Origin of the sequence: Protofrankia sp. Cas4 (genome assembly GCF_963555915.1) — a bacterium.
Classification (GTDB): domain Bacteria; phylum Actinomycetota; class Actinomycetes; order Frankiales; family Frankiaceae; genus Protofrankia.
On sequence record NZ_CAUVXL010000046.1, the window covers coordinates 69,240 to 89,630 of the forward strand.

Consider the following 20,391-nt stretch of genomic DNA (forward strand, 5'->3'; position numbering starts at 1 on the left):
CGGATCTGCGTCCGTGCACCGTTGCCCCCTCGTGCGTGTCTGTGCCGTCCGCGATCGTGTGCCACCAGCTGTCGTCATCTTTGGACAGCGCGTATCTCGGCACGGGGAACGTACCACATGTCATCACTGCTAGTGGTTGATTCATCGCCAAGGGGTGACGGCTGCGGGTGTCGCGGAGTGTTCGTGTTGTTTAATCATGCCGAGAATTCCTGTGATCCGACCGTGATCCGACCGCGCCCTACTGGCCCGTGGCGGGGATGCGGAGATGTTGCGGAGGTTCCCAGTTGTTTCTACGGTGATGGAGAAAACGAAGAAAAACGTGTCGCCGGCCGCCCCACCGGTGAGTCCGGCGGTCGGCGCCCAGGCAGTGGCAGCCGCTGTGCTCGGGGTCGGCTCGGGTCGTTCGGGCCGGTCAGCCGCGTCGGCGGGAGCGGACGCGAGAGAACGCCGGGCACGGACACTGTCCGCAGTCAGAGCCACGCCGGTAATGTTGATGATTGTCACGAAGATGGCCGCAGCGGCAGGTGACCCACCACCTGGTCAGGCGGTCCCGAGGTTCACGGGGCGCATTGCTCGGCACACTGGAAACGGTACCGGATATCTGTGGGCCGCTGCCCTGGCGTTGCCGAGGGCTCGCACCGCTTCCGCTTCCGTCTCCGGGTCGTGATCGGCTTAACCTGCCGGCCGGCGGCGATTCCCCGGGGGGTTCTGCGCCCGCTCGCGGTCGCGGCGGGCGACCCGGGCGTGACGTGCCCGAACCGTCGCTATGAGGACGACGGCGAAAAATCCGATGAGAAGCACGGGGGCTCGTAGGATCAGATCGGAGCTGATACTGATTACCTTGCTCTTCATGCCGCTACCGACGCCGCCGGATGCCGGGTGCGCAAATCCGATACCGATGGCGATCAGCGCATAAACGAGCGGCGGCGTGATAACGATTCCGAGCAGGTCGTCGGGATGTACCCGGGTGGCGGCCAGGACGCAACCGGCGACGAACAGAACGCCGAATACCACTCCCAGAGAGCCGGCCAGGACCACGTCGATGGCCGCCCCGGTCGTTCCGGCAAGGAGGACCAGGAGCGCGGCTCCGAGCACGGTCAAGCCGCGCCGACTGCCCGTAACCACGGTGGGCGTTCCTGCGCCGCCTCGCCGCGGTGGAAGCCGTCCGCGTTGTCCAGTCGGGCCCCCGGTCCGGCCGGGGGGACCGGCCGACGGGCGAGGCGGCGGCGAGCTCACCTGGGCAAGGTACCGCCCGGAGCTCGGCCGCGTGTCACCGGCGAGTTGTGTCACCCTGTGATACAGCCGCTGGCATTACTTTCGGTGCAGATCTAGAAGCTTTAGGCAAGGTATCCGGCCGTCAATCGACCGGCCCCGCGACGCCGCGTCCCTATTGCCGGGCGCTCTAGGCGCTCCTGGTTACCGGTGGCTCCTCGGCGCTGCCGGCGAGTTCCGCCGCGGACAGGGCGCGTACGCCGGCTTCCACCCGCGACGGTGTCGGCAGCACGGTGTCCACCACCTCCATTGCGGCAAGCCGGCGCGCCGGCACCAGGACGCGGCTCTCCAGCGATCCGACCGCGGCGTTGAAGTCGGTCACGGTCCGGCCGAGCGAACGGCCGAGCCTGTCCACGTGCTCGCCGAGGGTGCCAAGACGGGTGTATAGATCCCTGCCCAGTTCGAAGATCTCCCGGGTGCGGGTGGTGAGTGCCTCCTGCGTCCATGCGTGGGCGACAGTCCGCAGCATCGCGATGAGGGTGGTGGGCGTCGCGATGATGACCTTCTTGCCGGCGGCGTACTCCAGTAGGGCCGGGTCCTTGTCCAGCGCGGGAGCGAGAAACGCCTCGGCGGGTACGAACAGCACGACGAACTCCGGACTTGTGGAAAAATGCCGCCAGTACGCCTTCGCCCCGAGCGCGTCCACATGGGCGCGCAGATGCCGCGCGTGGGCGGCGAGCCGTTCGTCGCGAGTGGTCTCGTCCGGTGCCTCGGTGGCCTCGAGAAACGCGACCAGGGGCACCTTCGCGTCCACAATGATGGTCCGGTTGCCTGCCAGGTGAACGACCATGTCCGGTCGCCGCACGCCGTCATCTCCGGTGACGGTGGGTTGTTCGGTGAAGTCGCAGCGGGCGATCATCCCGGCGACCTCGGCCACCCGACGGAGCTGCATCTCCCCCCACGCCCCTCGGGTCTGGGGTTTGCGCAGGGCCGTGACCAGAGCGGCGGTCTGCGTTCGCAGGCCTTCGGATGCCTGCTGGACGCCCCGGACCTGCTCGACGAGGGTCGCGTACGCCTCGATGCGCGCGGTCTCCAGGTCCGCCAGCCGGTGCTCCATTTTTCCGAGCACCTCCCGCAGCGGGCTGACCAGATGCTCGACGGCTATCCGGCGTTGCTCGAGGTCTCCGGCGGTGTGTGCGCCGGCCTCCTGGAAGCGGACTGAGGCGAGCTCGAGAAACTGACGGCTGGCGCTCTCCAACGCCCGTGCGGACAGGGCCTGGAACGACTCGGCCAGGCGCTGCTGGCTCTGCTCGACCAGGCTCAGACGTTCGGCCGCGGATCGCCGTTCGTAGTCCAGGGCGGTACGCATGCCCGCGACATCAGCCTCGGCCAGTGCCGCCCGCTCCCGGGCGGTCTCTTCTGACCGCCGCAGCAACTCGCGCTCGCGGATGGCGAGGTCGCGCTCGGCCGTCGCCGTCGCGACGCGGATGTCGCCGGCCCGGCGGCCCGCGGCGAAACCGCCGGCGACCCCCAGCAGCAGGCCGAAGAGGAAGAGCAGCATGCTCCCGACGTCCATGGTGGACAGGCAATCATGGACGTCCGACACTTTTCCGGCGGCGCTCTCGGCTGACCTTCGGCCTGCCGTCGGCGGGCGCGGCTGCCGGGAAGCTCCAGGGTGGGTTCAGATGGTCGCTCGTAGTGCTGCTACTCGTAGTGTTGCTATTGGGCGATACCGCCGGCGTCGGCGCCGGCTACCAGCGGATGGATCTGAAACTCGCCGCAGAAGCTGAGTGCCCGCGCCAGTTGAAGGCTGCGTGTCTCGCCCGGTGGCGTCACCGTGAGTCCGATGTAGTCCGGGCAACTGCCCTGGGTTCCCATGGGAACGACGGTCCACTCCAGGCCGGCGGAGGCGGTGCCGTCTGGCGCCAGCACGACCTGGGATCGTGGCGTTTGCGGGAAGATGGAGCCGACGCTGCTGCGGGTGGCGTCCGCAGCGTGCTGACCATTGGTGCCCGAGGCGGCGACACCCGGGTAGCCGGTGAGCGCGCAGGGGCTCTTCGTCGTGTTCCTGAAGACGAGGACGAGACCGTGGTGGCCCATGGCGCTTCCGCCGGCTGGTGCCACCGTGGACAGCGTCAGGCCCGGTGTGGCGCAACGCGCCGGCGTGGCCGGCTGACCCGTATCGGCCCCGCCCGTCGTGCCGGTCGTCGCAGGGCCGGTCGTCGTAGGGCTGGTCGTCGCAGGGCTGGTCGTCGTGCCGGTGGTAGCGCCTGCGGGACCGGGCGTGTCCGCGGCGGTGACATTCCGGGCCGCGTCGCTGGTGCCGGTATGGCCCGAACCCGTGCCGCTGGAACCCGCGCAGGCGACACCCGCGGTCGCACACACGACAACGGCTACGACTGTCATCGACAACCGGCTCCCGGCAACCCTCACACCACCCAGGATCGCGCGTCGTGGGTGCTCACGACAGCTCTTTGGCGTGGCCTGTCAGTAGTCTGTCAGTAGTCTGTCAGTGGTCTGTAAGTAGGTTGACTATCGATTTTAGCTGGTTTTGGCGAGCGCCGGACGGTCGCGCGCCCGCTCGACCCGACCGTCTCGTCGGGTCGGGGGCTGACCCCCGACCCGACCGGATACCGCCGCTGCCGGCCCACCCCGTAGACTGCGACGTCATGGGCTTGTCGATCGGGATCGTCGGACTACCCAACGTCGGCAAGTCGACCTTGTTCAACGCGTTGACCCGCAACGACGTCCTGGCCGCGAACTACCCGTTCGCCACCATCGAGCCGAACGTCGGCGTCGTCGGCGTGCCGGACCCCCGTCTGGATCGGCTCGCCGAGGTATTCCACAGCGCCCGCACGGTGCCGGCGACGGTCAGCTTCGTCGACATCGCCGGGCTGGTGCGCGGCGCCTCTGAGGGTCAGGGCCTCGGCAACAAGTTCCTTGCCAACATCCGCGAGTCGGACGCGGTCTGTCAGGTCGTTCGTGTCTTCTCCGACCCCGACGTCGTCCATGTCGACGGTCGCGTCGATCCGGCGGATGACATCGCCACGATCAACACCGAGTTGATCCTCGCTGACCTGCAGACCATTGACGCGCGCCTGCCCAAGCTGGAGAAGGAAGCGCGGGCCGACAAGGGCAGGCAGACCATGCTGGTCGCCATGAAACACGCCCGGGAGGTGCTGGACGCGGGCCGCACCCTCTCGTCCGAGCCCGGTGTCGACCGGGCCGCGCTCCGGGAGCTGTTCCTGCTCACCGCCAAGCCCTTCCTGTACGTGTTCAACGTGGACGAGGACGTCCTCGCCGATGACGGCCGGCGTAAGGAGCTCGCGGCACTGGTCGCCCCGGCCGACGCGGTGGTGCTGTGCGCGAAGGTCGAGGCCGAGCTGACCGAACTTCCCGACGACGACGCCGCCGAACTGCTCGACGCCCTCGGCCAGACCGAGAGCGGCCTGGCGCAGCTGGCCAGGATCGGCTTCCACACGCTGGGTCTGGCGACCTACCTCACGGCGGGGCCGAAGGAAGCACGGGCCTGGACGATCAAGATTGGTGCGACCGCCCCGGAGGCGGCGGGTGTCATCCACACCGACTTCCAACGTGGGTTCATCAAAGCCGAGGTCGTCTCGTTCGCGGACCTGATGGCGGCTGGGTCGATGGCCGCCGCCCGGGCTGCCGGGCGGGTCCGCATCGAGGGTAAGGACTACGTCATGGCCGACGGCGACGTCGTGGAGTTCCGCTTCAACGTCTAAACAGACGGTATCCGTGCAGGTCACAAGCCTGTTTCCGCTGGTTGACGGAAGCCTGGTCGCCGTGCCGGTGCCGGGAGAGGCTGTGCGCCGCACTCCCGGCACCCGTCGTCGCCGGTTGTCGGGTGGTTGTCCCGACTATTGACCCGATGCGGCTGTTTGCCCGCAGAACGGTGCCGGCTGCTGGACGTCGAACGCGGTGCCCTTGTTGTTGATCCGCAGGAAGGTGTAGCACGGCGAGGCGCTCTGATACTTCGCCATGTCGGCGGCTGGTGTGACCAGACCGCCGGCGTCGTAGTCGTGGACCTGCCGCAGTCCGCTGATGAAGGACTGGCGGGTGGGGCAGGGGCCCGCGGTCTGGAGCCCGCGAATGAACATGTCGGCGCTGATCCAACCGCTGAGGGCGAGGCTCTGTGTCGCTGGTTGGAGCTGTGGGGCGTAGGCCGTCATCCCGGCGACGAACGTCTTGTGAGCGGGTAGGTTCTCCTCGAAGGGTGCGACGTTCACGAACACGTAGGTCCCGGCCAGTTGGGTGCCGTACTTGGTGAGTATCCCCTGGTCGTACCCGGACGGGGACATCGAGACCCGCAGCGGGACCTGTGCCCGGTTGACCGCGGTAGTGATGTTGGTGAAGGCGTCGACGGTCAGTGCCCCGGCGAGTGTGTCGACACCGAAGTTCTTGATCTTGGCGGCGATCGTGGCCGGGTCCGTCCCGGTCGCTGAGATCTGGTCGGTGTAGACCACGTCGACGCCCGCAGCCTTCATGCTCTCGGCCATCTTCTGGGCGAAGGTGGCCGATGCTTCACTGAACGCGATGCGTAGCACCGCGGCCTTCTTTCCGCCCTGGCTCTTCGCAAATGTTCCCCACGTTGTCGGTGCCGGGCCGTCCGTGAGGTAGTTCGACCAGGTGAACATGTTGTCGTTCTTGCTCCAGAGGGTTTCCGCCGAGACACCGACCACCGGGATGCCGTTCGTGTGCAGGTAGTCGGCTGAACCGGAGGCGACGTTGCTCGCCTCGACCATGCCGAAGACCTGTGACTTTTCGATGAGCCCGGTTGCCACGGCGCGGTTCGTGGCCGGGTCGGAACCGTCGTCCGCCCAGTCGTAGGCAAGTTGGCGACCATATACGCCGCCCTTGCTGTTCTCCACTCCGAACCTCGCGTCGACACCGGCCCGGAAATCGGCGAACTGCGGTGCCGCGGGGCCCGAAGAAGGGAAGATCAGCCCGGCGTTGGCCGTGGTCGGACTGATCCCGGGAGTCGAGCAGGCCGTCGTTGCCGACGCGCTCGGTGCGTCGCCGCTGCCACCGCCGCAGCTTGCGGCCAACACAAGGGCGACAACAGCCATGACCGGCCGCCGACCAAACGGAATGCGATGCCGCACGGCAAGCCTCCACGAGCCGAGAATGTCTCGTCGCGCTGATCCAGCCTGACGCTGGGGCGACCTTCGTAAGATCAAAATATCTGGTAGATCAATTCGAATGTATAATTCATATCACTTAGTTGCGATCAGTTGTTCGGGGGGTGCCCAGGTCAGGGCCTTGTTGGTCCGAAGGCACGGTCGCGGCTGGGGCACAGCTGGGGCGCCGGCGATCGCGTCGAGCGACTCTCGCCGCGAGATTGATCGCAATGCCCGGGGTGTGCCAGGTGGTATGTCTGCCAGCTTTTGTCGGATTAGCTCCGAATGCCGGCACGCGTCACCGCCGGGATGCGTGGGCGAGCCCGGCTCATGGGGCGCCTGGCACACCGCTGATCAGCGGTGCGCCGGACCTGTTACTGATTTTCTGGCCGCGAACCTACCTCGCCGGGTCCGCAATGCCGTGTTGACGCAGAATGTCGGAGATCCGGGAGGCCAACACGATGTCGAGGTCCGTGACGCCGCCGTGTGAATGCGTCCAGACTGTGAAAGTTGTCACATCATGCGCCCGGTCGACGACGGGGTGGTGGTTCATTTTGTTCGCCACGATCGAGATTTTCTCGATCGCCTCGTCCGAGGTCTCGTCGTCCATGGTGACCTTACGCACAATTGTCGATGTGTCACCGGTCCAGCCCGGTAGCTCGCCGAGCGCCTCGGTAACCCGGTCCGCATCCAGCTTGGTGGGCATGAAATGGCCTCCGTCCGGTTTGCCGGGCGCCTTCGGTGGTCGCCGCCCGGATGCTGCGGGCCCTCCTCGCGACGGGAAACTCCCCGTCATTACAGTGTGGTCGGTCATGGGGGCGGCAGGCATCTCGCGGGTCGTGGTGGCCGCGGCACTTCTTGATGCCAGCGGTCGCGTGCTGGCGTGCTGCCGGCGCGGGCCGCCCGAGCTCGCCGGCGGCTGGGAGTTCCCCGGGGGCAAGGTCGAGCCAGGCGAGGACGAGGTGAGCGCGCTGGTGCGCGAGTGCCGCGAGGAGCTCGGTGTCGACATCGAGGTGGGTGCGGTCCTGGGTGAGGTCGCGCTGCCGGCGGTCGGCTGGGTGCTGCGGGTGTGGTTCGCCCGGATCATCGACGGCGAGCCGCGTCCGATCGCGCATTCGGAGTTGCGGTGGCTCGCATCGCACGAGCTTGACGACGTACCGTGGCTTTCGCCTGACGTTCCGCTGGTCGAAGATCTTCGCGGCAGGCTGGCGGCGGGCACGTCGGGGGTATGGGGCGATACGTAACATTAACGGATGGTGTTGATAAGTAAACCTTCCGTTGATTTTCAAGGTGCGGTCTCCCGGGTCCGTACCATGGGGGCAGACCTCGCCAGAGGCGAGCCGGAACGGGTCGATCTACTGCTGCCCGTGCCCGGCACCTGGGCTGTCCCGTCGGGCCGGATCCAGCGGCCAACGTCATGATTTCAGCACCATCTGTCCAGTAACACCAGCCCCGGGGCCGCTGCCCCACGTCCGTACCGGAGTCCGCCACCGTGTCCGTCCGCGCCGACCTGCGTAACGTCGCGATCATTGCCCACGTCGACCATGGCAAGACAACCCTCGTCGACGCGATGCTGCGGCAGTCCGGCGCCTTTGGTGACCATGCCGAGGCCACGGATCGTGTCATGGACTCGATGGATCTCGAACGCGAGAAGGGCATCACGATTCTCGCGAAGAACACCGCCGTTCAGCACGGCGACGTCACGATCAACATCGTTGACACCCCCGGCCACGCGGACTTCGGTGGGGAGGTCGAGCGCGGCCTGTCCATGGTCGACGGTGTGGTGCTGTTGGTCGACGCGAGCGAGGGTCCGCTGCCGCAGACCCGGTTCGTCCTGCGTAAGGCGCTGGAGGCCCGGCAGCCGGTCATTCTGGTCATCAACAAGGTGGACCGCTCCGACGCCCGGATCGCCGAGGTCGTCGACGCGACCTACGAGCTCTTCCTCGATCTGGACGCGGACGAGACCCAGATCGAATTCCCGATCGTCTACTGCAACGCCAAGGCGGGGCGGGCCTCGCTGAACCGGCCGGAGGACGGCGACAACCCCGACTCGCCTGACCTCAAGCCGTTGTTCGACGTGTTGCTTGAGTCGGTCCCGATGCCGGCCTACGACCCGCAGGCGCCCTTGCAGGCACTGGTCACCAACCTCGACGCCTCCCCCTACCTCGGCCGTCTCGCGCTGTGCCGGGTGCACAACGGGACGCTTCGCCGTGGGCAGAGCGTGGTGCTGTGCCGCGCGGACGGCCGCACCGACCGGGTGAAGATCAGCGAATTGCTGGTCACGAAGGCGCTGGAGCGGGTGCCGGGCGAGGAAGCCGGACCGGGCGACATCATCGCCATCGCGGGCATCCCGGACATCATGATCGGTGAGACGCTGGCCGATCCCGAGGACCCTCGGCCGCTGCCCGTGATCACCGTGGACGAGCCGTCGATCAGCATGACCATCGGTATCAACACCTCGCCGCTCGCGGGCAAGTCCGGGACGAAGCTGACCGCGCGGCTGCTGCGCAACCGGTTGGATGCCGAACTGGTCGGCAACGTCTCCATCCGGGTGCTGCCGACCGAACGCCCCGACACCTGGGAGGTCCAGGGTCGCGGGGAGCTGGCACTGGCGATCCTGGTCGAGCTGATGCGCCGCGAAGGCTTCGAGCTCACCGTCGGCAAGCCGCAGGTCGTCACCAAGGAGGTTGACGGGAAGCGGCACGAACCGGTGGAGCGGCTCACCATCGACGCACCCGAGGACTACCTCGGGACGCTCACCCAGCTGCTCGCGGTGCGTAAGGGTCGGCTCGAGGAGATGGTCAACCACGGCACCGGCTGGATCCGGATGGAGTACCGGGTGCCGGCCCGCGGGCTCATCGGCTTCCGGACGGAGTTCCTGACCGAGACCCGCGGCACCGGGCTGATGCACCATGTCTTCGACTGCTACGAGCCCTGGTTCGGGGAGCTGCGCACCCGCGCGACGGGTTCGATGGTGGCCGACCGCACCGGCGTGGCCACCGCGTACGCCCTCTACAACCTCGGCGAGCGCGGCACCCTTTTCGTGGGTCCGACCACCGACGTCTACGAAGGCATGATCGTCGGGGAGAACTCGCGCGCGGACGACATGGACGTGAACCCCACCAAGGAGAAGAAGCTCACCAACATGCGGTCCTCCACCGGGGACGAGCTGGTGCGCCTCTCCCCACACCGGCAGCTGTCCCTGGAGCAGGCCCTGGAGTTCTGCCGTGAGGACGAATGCGTGGAGGTCACTCCCGGGCCGGTCCGGATGCGCAAGGTCGCGCTGACCGCGGCGGAACGCGAGAAGCTCCGGTCCCGTCGCCGCGCCAACTGAGCGGATCCAGGAACGGGTACCCGGCCTACCGCGGATCGGCCGGGTACTTCTCGCGGAAGTACCGCTCGGACAGGAACCTGATCGGGACGCCTGCTGCGGCGAGCGCGTCACGGTGCAGCCACCAGTCGCTGTCCGTGCCGACCACGATCTCCGCTTTGCCGTGTGCGATCGCGGTCGCCACGAACGTGCGGTCGGCCGGATCGAACCGTGAAAGCGCGGCGTCCGTCGGGAATTCCAGGAAACTGCCCTCGCCGTCGGGCGTGATTTCGACCCGCGTGCAGTGGTCGTCGTTGTACTGGTTGTTCTGCACCCAGCGGAAGAACGCGTCACCGACGCCGGGCTGACCGGAGAAGTTCAGATGCCTGGCGTATTCCGCGACGATGAGTCCGAGTGCGTCCAGCGTCAGCCCACCGTGGGCGACGACGTCCTGTAACAGATTGATGCAGGCCAGTTCTTGATATTCCCTGTCTCATCCAGTTCCAATGCCCGGAGCTGCGAACCTTCCGGCCCGTACTCGACGAAGTACAGCGCGACGTCCTCGGCTGTGATCACTCCTTCGGCAAGACGCCGTTGCAGTCGCCGGAGCAGATGCTCGCTGTGGCTTTCGATCAGAAACTGGACGCCTCGCGTCCGTGTCGCGTCGATGAAGACGTCGGCAAGATGAGACTGGACACCCGGGTGCAGGTGGATCTCGGGCTGCTCGAAGATGACCGTGTTGTCCGTCTCGGCGTAGTACGACTGGACGAGGACGGGCAGCACCTGGGAGACCCCGAACCCCACGTCGGTCAGCAGCACCTCGGGGGAGTCGGGCCGCATCCGTACCACCAGCTCGAAGATCTGGCGTCCTGCAACCAGCTCCCGCAGCTCGAACGAGTGGATTACCCCCATGTCTCGCAGCCAACGTCCGACCCGCTGCGGCAGCGGCTCGCCGTCGTCACCGGCTTCGGTGCCAGCTGGAACGGTGCGCCCGGTTATCTGTGCCGCGAGCAGTGCCTCGACCGCGCGCTCGCCGCGTTTTCCCACATTGGATGGCTTCGCGCCGGTCCACAGGTAGTTCCTCTTCGGGTCCTCCCGCATCGGCCCGACATAGGAGATACGCGACAAAGTGGTTTGAAGCTCGAACGCGAGTTGGGAGTACATCTCCGATTCTGGTGCTGATCTATGCGGGTCTTCCGGAAATACGTAGAATTTGGTGGGTTCTCCGAGGCCCTGGGTCTCGCTGTTGTAATAATGTCCAGCGTGATACTGGCCGCCTATCTCGTCGCGACGTGCGAAAAGATGTTGTTGGCCTACGTTGTAGTGAAACTCTTTGACTGCGATCCCCGGGGTCGCGTCCTGCAGGATTGATGCGCTGAAGTCCAGGCGATCGAAGTTTTCCGGAAAGATCTGTTCGAGCCAGAATTGATCGGCGGTCTTCCACTCCACTGTGAAGAATAGTTCCGAATCTGCGCGATGATTGTGGATCAGGTCCTTGAAGGTGCCGAGTTCGACGAGGGAGTTCGCGTCACCGAGGTCGAGGACGCGGCGACGGTCGGAACTCTCGGCGGTCTGCTTGAGGAGCAGGAGGAGCTGGATCAGGCTGGTCTTGCCGGAGCTGTTCGTCCCGAACAGCAGAGTGATCGGTGCGAGCCGGATGTCGCCGGAGTCCTTCCAGCTCTTGAAGTTCCGCACACGTAGGCCGGTCAGCATGACGTCCTCCTCGAACGATCTCCGTTCATCCTCGCAGAGCGTGGATGGCGGGCCCTGTCACCGGTGCGTGTACCGACCCGTAGGGTCGTGGATGTGACTGCTACCGCTGTGGAGACCGGGTCCGGGCCGCACTCCGCTGAGCTGCCGGCGCGGCGGGTGCTGTTCGTGCACGCCCACCCCGACGACGAGGTGATCGGGACTGGGGTGACCATGGCGTCCTACGCCGCCGATCCCGACACTCACGTCACCCTCGTCACCGCCACACTCGGGGAGATGGGCGAGGTGCTGGTCCCGGAGCTGATCAGCCTGCGGGCGGACCGGGGCGACCAGCTCGGCGGGTACCGCATCGGCGAGCTCGCGCGCTCCTGTGCGGTGCTCGGTGTCACCGATCATCGCTTCCTCGGTGGGCCGGGTCGGTGGCGTGACAGCGGCATGATGGGTACGCCCGGAAACGACGATCCGCGTTGCCTGTGGCGCGCGGATCTCGACGAGGCGACCGCGGCGCTGGCCACGATTGTCCGCGAGGTCCGCCCACAGGTGCTGGTCACCTACGACAGCAACGGGGGATACGGCCATCCCGACCACATCCGGGCGCACGAGTTGACCGTGCGGGCGTTCGATGCGGCCGCGGATCCCTCCTTCGCCCCGGACACCGGGCCGCCGTGGCAGCCGGTGAAGCTCTACCAGACCGCGATCACGAGGTCGATGATCCAGGCTGGGATCGACTACTTCCGCTCGACGGGTAGCGGGCGTCAACTGTTCGACGGTGTGGAGTCGGCGGACGATGTACCGATGGCGGTATCGGACGACGTCGTGACCACCGAAGTAACCTCACCCGCTCACTTTGAGGCGAAGGTGGCGGCCATGCGGGCACATGCCACCCAGATGACGACGGACGGTTTCTTCTTCGCCCTGGCCGACGGCATTGGCCACCGGGCCTGGGGTACCGAGCACTACATCCTCACCCGGGGTGAGCGCGGACCGGGTTCCGGCCCGCATGGGCGGGAGACCGACCTCTTCGCCGGACTCGACCTCTGAGAACCTCTTCGGTGTGAATCAGGACAGCGGTCGTGTCGAGTGCGAACCGTCCCGACTCTTCCTGGGGTCGGCCTACACGTTCGGCTGGCTGGCCGGTCTCGCGCTCGGTTTCTACGGGGTGTTCCTCGTCCCGGCGGGCCCGCGTCCCGGCGGGATCCTGATGTCGGCCGGAGTGTTCCTGGCGCTGGTCGGAAACGTCGGGGTGGCGATGCTGGTGCGGTGGCTCACCGGCACCCGCCTTGGCGCCATGATTGTTCTTGCGGCCTGGATTCCGATCGTGTTGTTGTTCGCCAGCTCGCGTCCTGAAGGTGATCTCCTCTTGCGGGCGAGTACCGCCGGATATCTGTTTCTGGTCATCGGCGCGACGGCTCCGGTTGTCGTCGCGGTGATCGGCTCGCCCCGTCGCGGGCTGTCAGCAATACCGGCGTCACGGTCCGGCTCCAGGCCCGGCTCCAGGCCCGGGTCCGGACCCGGGTCAGGACCCGGGTCCTGACGGGATGCATATCAGCGTCCGCCGAGAAAGTGCGGCGGGCTCGGATGTGCCAGTTGTCACGACCGGGCCGGAGGGGACGTGTCAGTGCCCTACGGGAGTAGCGTGTTCGCGTGGCCGTCGATCCGGACGCCTTCCGCCGGGCGGTCGGGCGTTTCGCAACAGGTGTCACGGTTATCACCACCGTTCTCGACGGCCAGCCGTTCGCGGTCACCGCGAACTCGTTCACCTCCGTGTCGCTCGACCCGCTGCTGGTGCTCGTCAGCGTCCGCAAGACGTCCCGCTTTCACGCGCCGGTTCTCGGTGCGGGCGTCTGGGGCGTTTCCGTACTCGCCGCTGACATGCAGGACGCGTCCCGTTTCTTCGCCAGCCAGAACCGGTACGACGCGACGACCCTCTTCGGGAACTGGAAGCACTCCGTCGGGTCAGTGACCGGTGTGGTCCTGTTGGACGACGCGCTCGCTGCGTTCGAGTGTCGTACGGTCCTCACCTACGAGGGTGGTGACCATACGCTGCTGCTCGGTGAGGTCGTGGCGCTGGACGGATCCGGCCGGGACGTACCTCCCCTGCTGTTCTACGAGGGGACATACCGGGCACTGGCCGCCGGCTGATCCGTCCACCATCAGTTCAGGCGGGCGCGGGCGGCGCGTGCAGCCTCGCGGGCCGCGGCGGCAGCGGCCGGTTCCGGGGACGCAACCGCGTCGGCGAAGGTCGCCAGATCGTCGGCGCCGCCGCGGAAGTCACCGAGGCGGGCGCGCAGCTCGCCCCTTTCCCGAAGCAGGTGGGTCGGATGGTGGGGCAGCAACAGGGACAGTTCGACGGCCCACAGGCGGGTCGCGACGGCCTCCGACCGTGCCGCCCAGACCCGGATGTTGCCCAGCACCCGCATGAGCAGGTCTGTTGCATTCATCGGTTCGAGGTGGGACCGGGTGAACGCCACGCCGGCGGAGCGAACCTTCTCCGCCGCCTCGTGCACGGTGATCATCCGGCCGCCGGCGAACGGGTCGACCAGCACCTGGCGCTCGGGCGAGCCGACACCGACGATGACGTGGCCGGGCAGGCCGATCGGGTATGCGGGGACGCCGAGCCGGTGGGCGACCTCCGTCCACACGATCGACAACAGGATCGGCAGGCCGTGCCGGCGGCGGAGTACCGAGGTGAGCAGGGACGCGTGCAGACTGTCGAAGTCGCCCGCGTCACCGTGGAAGCCCGCCCGCGTTCCCAGCGTCTCCCGCAGGATCTCGGCGGCGGTCCGCACGTCCAGCCCGGCGAGCGTCCGTCGGGCGACGGGTCCGACGGTGGGTCCGACGGTGGGTCCAACCGCGGGTCGGTCGCCCGCGGGTCGGTCGCCCGTGGCGCCCACCTCGCTCGGCGTGATGCCCAGGAGGCTGCCGGCGTCCGCGGCGAGGAGGTCGAATCGGCCCAGCTCGCGTCCCGGGTCGATCTCCGGTTCGACCTCGGCCGCGATCAGCATGCAGGCCAGGCCGACATCGATCGGATCCTGTCGGACGATGTCGGCGAACTGACGTCGTGTTCGGGCACTCATTGCGGATTCGCCTCCGTCTGCCCAGCGCTCTGTACTGCGCTCTGTACTGCCTTCGGCTCGGCCCTCTGCACGTCCGGTTCTACCGTCGCCGGTCCGGCGGATGATCTGCGGACCGGCGCTGGCGGCACCCGCCGACCTGCAACGAGATCATCTTCGGCCACCGTCACGATGGAACCGTCTCTGGTCCGTATCGTCAGACGTCGATCGGTCCAGGACAACAGGTGCCCGACGACGTCGGTCAGCGGCAACGGACCGGCGACCCGCCGGCGTACCGAGACTCTGGCGCCGGTGTCAGCAGGAGTGATACGGACGACATACACGACAAGCGAACGCCCTTGTTGTCGACACAGAACCGTTGAGGTCGATACTAGGGAATCAGTCGCCCGTGAGCCGAGGAGGAACAACCGGTGACCTACGTCATCGCGGAGCCCTGCGTCGATGTCAAGGACAGGGCCTGCATCGAGGAGTGCCCGGTCGACTGCATCTACGAAGGCGGACGGATGCTCTACATCCAGCCTGACGAGTGCGTCGACTGCGGAGCGTGTGAGCCCGTCTGTCCGGTCGAAGCCATCTACTACGAGGACGACGTCCCGGATCAGTGGAAGGGCTTCACCGATACCAACGCCGTCTTCTTCGAGGAGCTCGGCTCGCCTGGCGGGGCGTCGAAGGTGGGCGCGCTCGAGTTCGACCCACCCAGCGTCGCCACGTTGGCGCCGCAGGGCGAGTCCTGACCGGGCCTACAGGGCCTGCCGGAGCGTTCCGGCAGGCCCGCCACTCCCGGGTACGGTTGCCTGACTTCCCCTGGGATGCCCTTGCGCCGTTCGCGCACAAGGCCCGCGCACACCCGTACGGCATCGTCGACCTGTCGGTCGGCACGCCGGTGGACCCGACCCCGCTCGCGATTCAGCACGCCCTTGCGGCGGCGGCGAACGCCCCTGGCTATCCGGCCACCGCCGGCACGCCTGAGTTGCGGGACGCGGCGGCGGGCTGGCTGGCGCGCCGGCTCGGGGTGATCGTCGAGTCGACCGCCGTTCTGCCGGTGATCGGGACCAAGGAACTGGTCGCGCAGCTTCCGAGCCAACTCGGGCTCGGGCCGGGCGACCGGATCTGGATACCGACACCGGCATACCCGACCTACCAGGTCGGTGCCCTGCTGGCTGGCTGCGAACCGGTGCTCGGCCCGGCTGACGGCGTGGCCCTGATCTGGCTGAACACCCCGGCCAACCCGTCGGGCCGGGTGTTGACCGTGGACGAGATGCGGGCGGTCGTGGGCTGGGCCCGAGATCGCGGCATCGTCGTCGCCAGTGACGAGTGCTACATCGAGCTGGGCTGGGAAGCCCGGCCCGTCTCGGTGCTGCATCCCGATGTCTGCGGTGGCTCCCACGAGGGGCTGCTCGCCGTTCACTCGTTGTCCAAGCGGTCGAACCTCGCCGGCTACCGCGCCGGCTTCGTCACCGGGGATCCAAGGCTTGTCGCCGGGTTGTTGGAAGTGCGGCGGCACTGCGGGTCGATGGTCCCGACGCCGGTTCAGGCGGCCATGACCGCGGCGCTGGCCGACGACATGCACGTTGCCGAGCAGCGGGCGCGCTACGCCAACCGGCGCGCGGTGCTCGCCGCGGCGTTGGCCGTCGCCGGATTCACGATCGAACACAGCGAGGCCGGGCTCTATCTGTGGGCGACCCGCGGGGAAGATGCGTGGGCGACGGTGGACGCCCTGTCAAGCGTGGGTGTGCTTGTCGCGCCCGGAGTGTTCTACGGCGAGGCTGGGCGTCATCACGTACGGATAGCGCTGACCGGGCCGGACGCCCAAGTGGCCACCGTTCCGGAGCGGATGGCGATGTTGCCACCACCGCAGCCGGTCAACCCGCCGTCCGCACCTCCACCGCCGTCCGCCGGCTATCCAGGCGCTGGCTATCCAGGCGGCGGCTACCCCGGCGGCGGCTACCAGACCGGCGCGCATCCGGTCCCGCCGTTCCCGCAGGCCGGACCGCCGACCGGTGGCCAGCCCACGGCCGGGGGATGGCCGGACCCCGTCTACCCGCCGGGGAGCCGGTACCGGGGTGGGGCCCCGGAGCTCACCGTGGATCCGGGGACGGCCCCGGCCGCGGCGCCGGCGGTGTCATGGCCGGGCGATGACCACGGTGCCCGCCCCGGATTTCGGGTAACCACGGAGCCGCCGGACATCCGATGATCCACCGCTTGCCGGAGCCAGTGGGGCACGAGAGGTGGTCGCCTCGTTAGGGTCGGGACCGTGAGTACCTCGGATGAGATCATCGATTCCGCGATAGACCCGGTCGTCGACCTGTTGTGGGACCGTCCCGACGCCACCGAGGCGCCGGACGGCCGCAGTGTCCACGATGTCGTGGTCGAGGCGATCAACCTGTTGGACGCGGGGAGGGCGCGGGTCGCGCATGTCACCGGCGGCGGCGACGTCGTCGTGGACGAACGGGCGAAACGCGCCATCCTGCTCGCGTTCCGGGTACTGTCGATGGTCGAGTCCTGCGCTGGCGACTTCCGGTATCACGACCGGGTGCCGCTCAAGACGTCCTTCGACGGGGTCCGCGTCGTGCCGGGCGCGATCGTCCGCTGGGGCGCGCACATCGAACCCGGCGCGGTACTGATGCCGAGCTACACCAATATCGGCGGATACGTCGGTGCCGGCACGCTGGTTGACACCTGGGCGACGGTCGGTTCGTGTGCGCAGATCGGGCGTCGGGTGCACCTGTCCGGCGGGGTCGGCATCGGCGGGGTGCTGGAACCGCCGAACGCCAGGCCCGTGGTGGTCGAGGACGACGCGTTCATCGGCAGTCGCGCCGTGGTGGTGGAGGGCGCCCGGGTGCGCCGCGGGGCCAAGCTCGGCGCGGGCGCGATCCTGACCGCGTCCACGCACGTGTTCGACGCTGTCACCGGCGAGGAGTATCCCCGCGGGGAGATCCCGGCGCGGGCGGTGGCGGTGGGGTCGAGCCGGGTGAAGTCGTTTCCCGCCGGGGACTTCGCGATGCCGTGTGTCCTGGTGCTGCGGACGCTGGCCGAAGGCGAGATTCACGACAAGCTCGCGCTCAACGACGTCCTGCGGGAGCACGGCGTTGCCACCTGAGAGCTCGCCACTGGCGCACCAGGGACTACGGCCTCCGGGCGCACGGCTGGACCTCACCGTCCCGGCGGCGGAGCTGACCCGCGCCCTGGTCGACGTCCCGTCCGAGAGCGGATCCGAGGCTGCCCTGGCCGACCTGGTCGAAGGGGCGCTGGCGGACCTCGCCGGACTACGGGTGGACCGGGACGGCGACGCCGTCGTCGCCCGCACCGAGCTGGGGCGATCGACCCGGGTGCTGCTGGCCGGCCATCTCGACACCGTGCCGATCGCGGACAATTTGCCGGCCCGGGCGGTGGACGGTCGGCTCTACGGCTGCGGAACGTCCGATATGAAGTCGGGGGTGGCCGTGATGCTGCGGCTGGCCGCCACCCTGCTTGGCGGCATGGCTGGCGGCATGGTTGACGGCGGCATGGCTGACGGCCTTGCGCACGACGTCACCTGGGTTTTCTACGACAACGAGGAGGTCGGCGCCGACCGAAACGGGCTACGTCGGCTTGCCGCGCATCATCGCGACTGGCTGGACGCCGATCTCGCGGTCCTCCTGGAGCCGACATCGGGGGAGATCGAGGCGGGCTGTCAGGGCACCCTGCGGGTTGTGGCCACGCTGCGCGGACGCCGGGCGCACTCGGCGCGGGCCTGGCTCGGCGATAACGCGATCCATCGCGCCGCGCCGTTGCTGGAGCGCCTGGCCGCGTACCGGCCGCGGGAGGTGACGATCGACGGCTGTACGTACCGCGAGGGCCTCAACGCCGTGCGGGTCGGCGGCGGCGTCGCCGGCAACGTCATCCCGGACGCCTGCGTGGTTACGATCAACTATCGGTTCGCTCCGGACCGTGATGTTCTCCAGGCGTTCGACCATGTCCGCGACGTCCTCGACGGCTTCGCTCTTGAGCTGACCGACAGTTCTGCCGGCGCGCCGCCCGGGCTCACCGCGCCGGCCGTGCGCGCGTTCGTGGCTGCCGTGGGGCGCGTGCCCGTGGCCAAGTACGGCTGGACGGACGTGGCCCGTTTCGCCGCGCTCGGCATCCCCGCGCTCAACTTCGGCCCCGGTGATCCCAACCTTGCCCACACCCGCGACGAGTACGTGGAGGCCGAACGCATCGACGCGGCCGAGGACGTCCTGCGGCGCTACCTCACGGCGCAAGAGCCGGATTAGCCGGATCAGCACATGCCGGGATGGCCGCTGACCTGCCCGGGATGTTTCGGATAACGCTCGCCGAACTCCTCCGCGGGTTACCCGAATGTGATCTTGAATGTAACGCTGGAACGTTATGTTACGGCTCGTGAGTGCGCCCATCGACCCGGTCCAGCCAGACGTTCCTCCGGTCCCCGGCGCTGCCGGTCCCGGTCCCGGTCCCGATCCCGGACCCGATCCCGGTCCGCGCCGGGACCGGCCGGCCCGGTCCCGGCGCCCCCCGGAGAGGCAACGCGGGCCTATCACCGTCCGCCGGGGGCTGGTCGAGGCGTCAACGACCGACCAGCACCTGCTGGACACCCGCGGCCCGACCGACTGGGTCCACGCCGACCCGTGGCGGGTCCTGCGGATCCAGAGTGAGTTCGTCGAGGGGTTCGGGCTGCTCGCGGAGTTGCCCCGAGCGGTGACGGTCTTCGGCTCGGCCCGAGTTTCGGTGGACGACCCCGATTACGCCCTGGGCGAACGGCTCGGTGCCGCGCTCGTCCGGGCCGGCTATGCGGTGATCACTGGTGGTGGTCCGGGGGCGATGGAAGCTGTCAACCGGGGCGCGCAGGAAGCCGGTGGTCTGTCTGTCGGCCTCGGTATCGAGCTCCCGTTCGAACAACGCCTCAACGACTGGGTCGATCTCGGGGTGACCTTCCGGTACTTCTTCGTCCGCAAGACCATGTTCGTCAAGTACGCCGAGGCATTTGTGATCATGCCTGGCGGGCTCGGCACGCTGGATGAGCTGTTCGAGGCCCTCACGCTCGTCCAGACCCGTCGGGTGACCCGTTTCCCGGTGGTGCTCATCGGGTCGCGGTACTGGGGGGGTCTGCTGGACTGGTTGCGTACGACCGTCGCGGGCGCCGGGCGCATCCTGCCGTCAGATCTTGATCTTGTGACTCTCACCGATGACGTGGACGAGGCCGTCCGCATCATCGTCGACAGTCACCGTGCGGGTGCGGGTGCGGGTGCGGGTGCGGGTGCGGGTGCTGGTGGCGGTGGCAGCCAGTCGGGACCGGATGCCGGTTGGCCGGCCGGCGAGCCCGCGTGAACATCTGCGTCTACTGCTCGTCGTCCGAGGCGATCGATCCCTCCTACGTCGAGCTCGCCGCCGACGTCGGTGCCGCGCTCGCCCGCCGCGGCCACGGTCTTGTCTCGGGCGCCGGCTCGATCTCGTGCATGGGCGCGGTCGCCCGCGCCGCCCGTGCCGGTGGCGCCTACACCGTGGGTGTGATCCCGCGGGCGCTGGCGGCGCTTGAGATCACCGACGACGAAGCGGACGAACTGATCGTCACCGAGACGATGCGGGAGCGCAAGGCACTCCTGGAGATTCGTTCGGACGCGTTCCTGGCGCTGCCCGGCGGCCTGGGCACCATTGAGGAGCTCCTGGAGGTCTGGGTCGCGCGTTCCCTCGGGATGCACGCCAAGCCGGTCGTCGTCCTCGACCCCTCGGGCCTGTTCACCCACCTGCGGGTACAGGTGGCGGAGCTGGTCGGGCGGGGTTTCGTCCGACCGGCGGCCCAGGACGCGCTGGGCTGGGCGGACACGGTCGCGGCCGCGTTGGACATGCTGGAGGCCGGGGTACGGCGGCCGGGCGGTCTCGGTCCGAGCGCCGCCGAACAGCTTGAGGGCGAATAACCGGTTGGCCCGGGTCGCCCGCCGGGGCCGGG

The 20,391-nt window shown here is 68.2% G+C and carries 20 protein-coding genes; 12 read left to right on the forward strand and 8 right to left on the reverse strand.

The window, feature by feature from the left end:
• Positions 1 to 672 precede the first annotated feature (672 nt).
• The 3 genes from U9979_RS04880 to U9979_RS04890 all read right to left on the reverse strand — a co-directional run bounded on the left by U9979_RS04880 (position 673) and on the right by U9979_RS04890 (position 3,618).
• The gene (locus tag U9979_RS04880; protein WP_322748884.1) at positions 673 to 1,125 is read right to left on the reverse strand and encodes a DUF6542 domain-containing protein; all 453 of its coding nucleotides are present in this window, start codon (positions 1,123 to 1,125) and stop codon (positions 673 to 675) included.
• Positions 1,126 to 1,402: 277 nt separating this feature from the next.
• Positions 1,403 to 2,788, reverse strand: coding sequence for a DNA recombination protein RmuC (locus U9979_RS04885; protein ID WP_322778433.1), 1,386 nt, complete (start codon positions 2,786 to 2,788; stop codon positions 1,403 to 1,405).
• A gap of 143 nt (positions 2,789 to 2,931) precedes the next feature.
• Positions 2,932 to 3,618 (reverse strand): DUF4232 domain-containing protein, encoded by a 687-nt coding sequence (locus tag U9979_RS04890; protein ID WP_322778434.1) that lies wholly within the window; start codon positions 3,616 to 3,618, stop codon positions 2,932 to 2,934.
• Between the two features lie 263 nt (positions 3,619 to 3,881).
• Here U9979_RS04890 and ychF point away from each other — a divergent pair, with 263 nt between their 5' ends.
• Positions 3,882 to 4,958 (forward strand): redox-regulated ATPase YchF, encoded by a 1,077-nt coding sequence (gene ychF / locus U9979_RS04895; protein ID WP_322778435.1) that lies wholly within the window; start codon positions 3,882 to 3,884, stop codon positions 4,956 to 4,958.
• 135 nt (positions 4,959 to 5,093) lie between these two features.
• Here the strand turns inward: ychF and U9979_RS04900 are convergent, their stop codons facing one another.
• Both U9979_RS04900 and U9979_RS04905 read right to left on the reverse strand, forming a co-directional pair.
• Positions 5,094 to 6,302, reverse strand: a complete 1,209-nt coding sequence (locus U9979_RS04900) for an ABC transporter substrate-binding protein (RefSeq protein WP_322778436.1) — start codon at positions 6,300 to 6,302, stop codon at positions 5,094 to 5,096.
• A 448-nt stretch (positions 6,303 to 6,750) separates the two neighbouring features.
• Positions 6,751 to 7,059, reverse strand: a complete 309-nt coding sequence (locus U9979_RS04905; RefSeq protein ID WP_322778437.1) for a 4a-hydroxytetrahydrobiopterin dehydratase — start codon at positions 7,057 to 7,059, stop codon at positions 6,751 to 6,753.
• Positions 7,060 to 7,165: 106 nt separating this feature from the next.
• Between U9979_RS04905 and U9979_RS04910 the strand changes: the two genes are divergently transcribed.
• Together U9979_RS04910 and typA are read left to right on the forward strand one after the other, a co-directional pair.
• Positions 7,166 to 7,597: a (deoxy)nucleoside triphosphate pyrophosphohydrolase gene (locus tag U9979_RS04910; RefSeq protein ID WP_322748890.1), complete on the forward strand. Its 432-nt coding sequence runs from the start codon at positions 7,166 to 7,168 to the stop codon at positions 7,595 to 7,597.
• A gap of 248 nt (positions 7,598 to 7,845) precedes the next feature.
• Complete coding sequence (gene typA, locus U9979_RS04915) at positions 7,846 to 9,687, forward strand: translational GTPase TypA (RefSeq protein WP_322748891.1); 1,842 nt, start codon at positions 7,846 to 7,848, stop codon at positions 9,685 to 9,687.
• Between the two features lie 25 nt (positions 9,688 to 9,712).
• On the opposite strand, the gene U9979_RS04920 is transcribed toward typA, so the two are convergent.
• Positions 9,713 to 9,997 (reverse strand): hypothetical protein, encoded by a 285-nt coding sequence (locus tag U9979_RS04920; protein ID WP_322778438.1) that lies wholly within the window; start codon positions 9,995 to 9,997, stop codon positions 9,713 to 9,715.
• A 92-nt stretch (positions 9,998 to 10,089) separates the two neighbouring features.
• Complete coding sequence (locus U9979_RS04925) at positions 10,090 to 11,376, reverse strand: DUF3696 domain-containing protein (protein ID WP_322778439.1); 1,287 nt, start codon at positions 11,374 to 11,376, stop codon at positions 10,090 to 10,092.
• A 159-nt stretch (positions 11,377 to 11,535) separates the two neighbouring features.
• Between U9979_RS04925 and mshB the strand changes: the two genes are divergently transcribed.
• From mshB to U9979_RS04940, 3 genes are all read left to right on the forward strand, one after another.
• The gene (mshB, locus tag U9979_RS04930) at positions 11,536 to 12,414 is read left to right on the forward strand and encodes an N-acetyl-1-D-myo-inositol-2-amino-2-deoxy-alpha-D-glucopyranoside deacetylase (RefSeq protein WP_322778453.1); all 879 of its coding nucleotides are present in this window, start codon (positions 11,536 to 11,538) and stop codon (positions 12,412 to 12,414) included.
• Between the two features lie 13 nt (positions 12,415 to 12,427).
• On the forward strand, positions 12,428 to 12,907 hold the full coding sequence (locus U9979_RS04935; RefSeq protein ID WP_322778440.1) for a DUF6113 family protein: 480 nt from the start codon (positions 12,428 to 12,430) through the stop codon (positions 12,905 to 12,907).
• A 110-nt stretch (positions 12,908 to 13,017) separates the two neighbouring features.
• Positions 13,018 to 13,515 carry a flavin reductase family protein gene (locus tag U9979_RS04940; RefSeq protein WP_322748893.1) on the forward strand — a complete coding sequence of 166 codons (498 nt, stop codon included), beginning with the start codon at positions 13,018 to 13,020 and terminating at the stop codon, positions 13,513 to 13,515.
• Between the two features lie 11 nt (positions 13,516 to 13,526).
• On the opposite strand, the gene U9979_RS04945 is transcribed toward U9979_RS04940, so the two are convergent.
• On the reverse strand, positions 13,527 to 14,450 hold the full coding sequence (locus tag U9979_RS04945) for a transglutaminase-like domain-containing protein (RefSeq protein WP_322748894.1): 924 nt from the start codon (positions 14,448 to 14,450) through the stop codon (positions 13,527 to 13,529).
• A 407-nt stretch (positions 14,451 to 14,857) separates the two neighbouring features.
• Between U9979_RS04945 and fdxA the strand changes: the two genes are divergently transcribed.
• The 6 genes from fdxA to U9979_RS04975 all read left to right on the forward strand — a co-directional run bounded on the left by fdxA (position 14,858) and on the right by U9979_RS04975 (position 20,359).
• A complete protein-coding gene (fdxA, locus tag U9979_RS04950; RefSeq protein WP_322754456.1) occupies positions 14,858 to 15,181 on the forward strand; it encodes a ferredoxin in 324 nt (107 codons plus the stop codon).
• 56 nt (positions 15,182 to 15,237) lie between these two features.
• The gene (dapC, locus tag U9979_RS04955) at positions 15,238 to 16,641 is read left to right on the forward strand and encodes a succinyldiaminopimelate transaminase (protein ID WP_322778441.1); all 1,404 of its coding nucleotides are present in this window, start codon (positions 15,238 to 15,240) and stop codon (positions 16,639 to 16,641) included.
• Positions 16,642 to 16,701: 60 nt separating this feature from the next.
• Complete coding sequence (locus tag U9979_RS04960) at positions 16,702 to 17,547, forward strand: 2,3,4,5-tetrahydropyridine-2,6-dicarboxylate N-succinyltransferase (RefSeq protein WP_322778442.1); 846 nt, start codon at positions 16,702 to 16,704, stop codon at positions 17,545 to 17,547.
• Positions 17,537 to 18,700 (forward strand): succinyl-diaminopimelate desuccinylase, encoded by a 1,164-nt coding sequence (gene dapE, locus U9979_RS04965; protein WP_322778443.1) that lies wholly within the window; start codon positions 17,537 to 17,539, stop codon positions 18,698 to 18,700. Before U9979_RS04960 ends, dapE begins: the two co-directional genes overlap by 11 nt.
• Before the next feature lie 115 nt (positions 18,701 to 18,815).
• On the forward strand, positions 18,816 to 19,772 hold the full coding sequence (locus U9979_RS04970; RefSeq protein WP_416219448.1) for a TIGR00730 family Rossman fold protein: 957 nt from the start codon (positions 18,816 to 18,818) through the stop codon (positions 19,770 to 19,772).
• A complete protein-coding gene (locus U9979_RS04975; RefSeq protein ID WP_322778444.1) occupies positions 19,769 to 20,359 on the forward strand; it encodes a TIGR00730 family Rossman fold protein in 591 nt (196 codons plus the stop codon). The genes U9979_RS04970 and U9979_RS04975 overlap by 4 nt, the downstream gene beginning before the upstream one ends.
• Positions 20,360 to 20,391 lie beyond the last annotated feature (32 nt).

Bases quoted from the DNA above. Each gene is read 5' to 3' on its own strand.
- U9979_RS04910 (WP_322748890.1), top strand. From the start codon at position 7,166: ATGGGGGCGGCAGGCATCTCGCGGGTCGTGGTGGCCGCGGCACTTCTT.
- U9979_RS04890 (WP_322778434.1), bottom strand. From the start codon at position 3,618: ATGACAGTCGTAGCCGTTGTCGTGTGTGCGACCGCGGGTGTCGCCTGC.
- U9979_RS04945 (WP_322748894.1), bottom strand. From the start codon at position 14,450: ATGAGTGCCCGAACACGACGTCAGTTCGCCGACATCGTCCGACAGGAT.
- U9979_RS04905 (WP_322778437.1), bottom strand. From the start codon at position 7,059: ATGCCCACCAAGCTGGATGCGGACCGGGTTACCGAGGCGCTCGGCGAG.
- ychF (WP_322778435.1), top strand. From the start codon at position 3,882: ATGGGCTTGTCGATCGGGATCGTCGGACTACCCAACGTCGGCAAGTCG.
- U9979_RS04970 (WP_416219448.1), top strand. From the start codon at position 18,816: ATGTTACGGCTCGTGAGTGCGCCCATCGACCCGGTCCAGCCAGACGTT.
- U9979_RS04925 (WP_322778439.1), bottom strand. From the start codon at position 11,376: ATGCTGACCGGCCTACGTGTGCGGAACTTCAAGAGCTGGAAGGACTCC.
- U9979_RS04900 (WP_322778436.1), bottom strand. From the start codon at position 6,302: ATGGCTGTTGTCGCCCTTGTGTTGGCCGCAAGCTGCGGCGGTGGCAGC.
- U9979_RS04885 (WP_322778433.1), bottom strand. From the start codon at position 2,788: ATGGACGTCGGGAGCATGCTGCTCTTCCTCTTCGGCCTGCTGCTGGGG.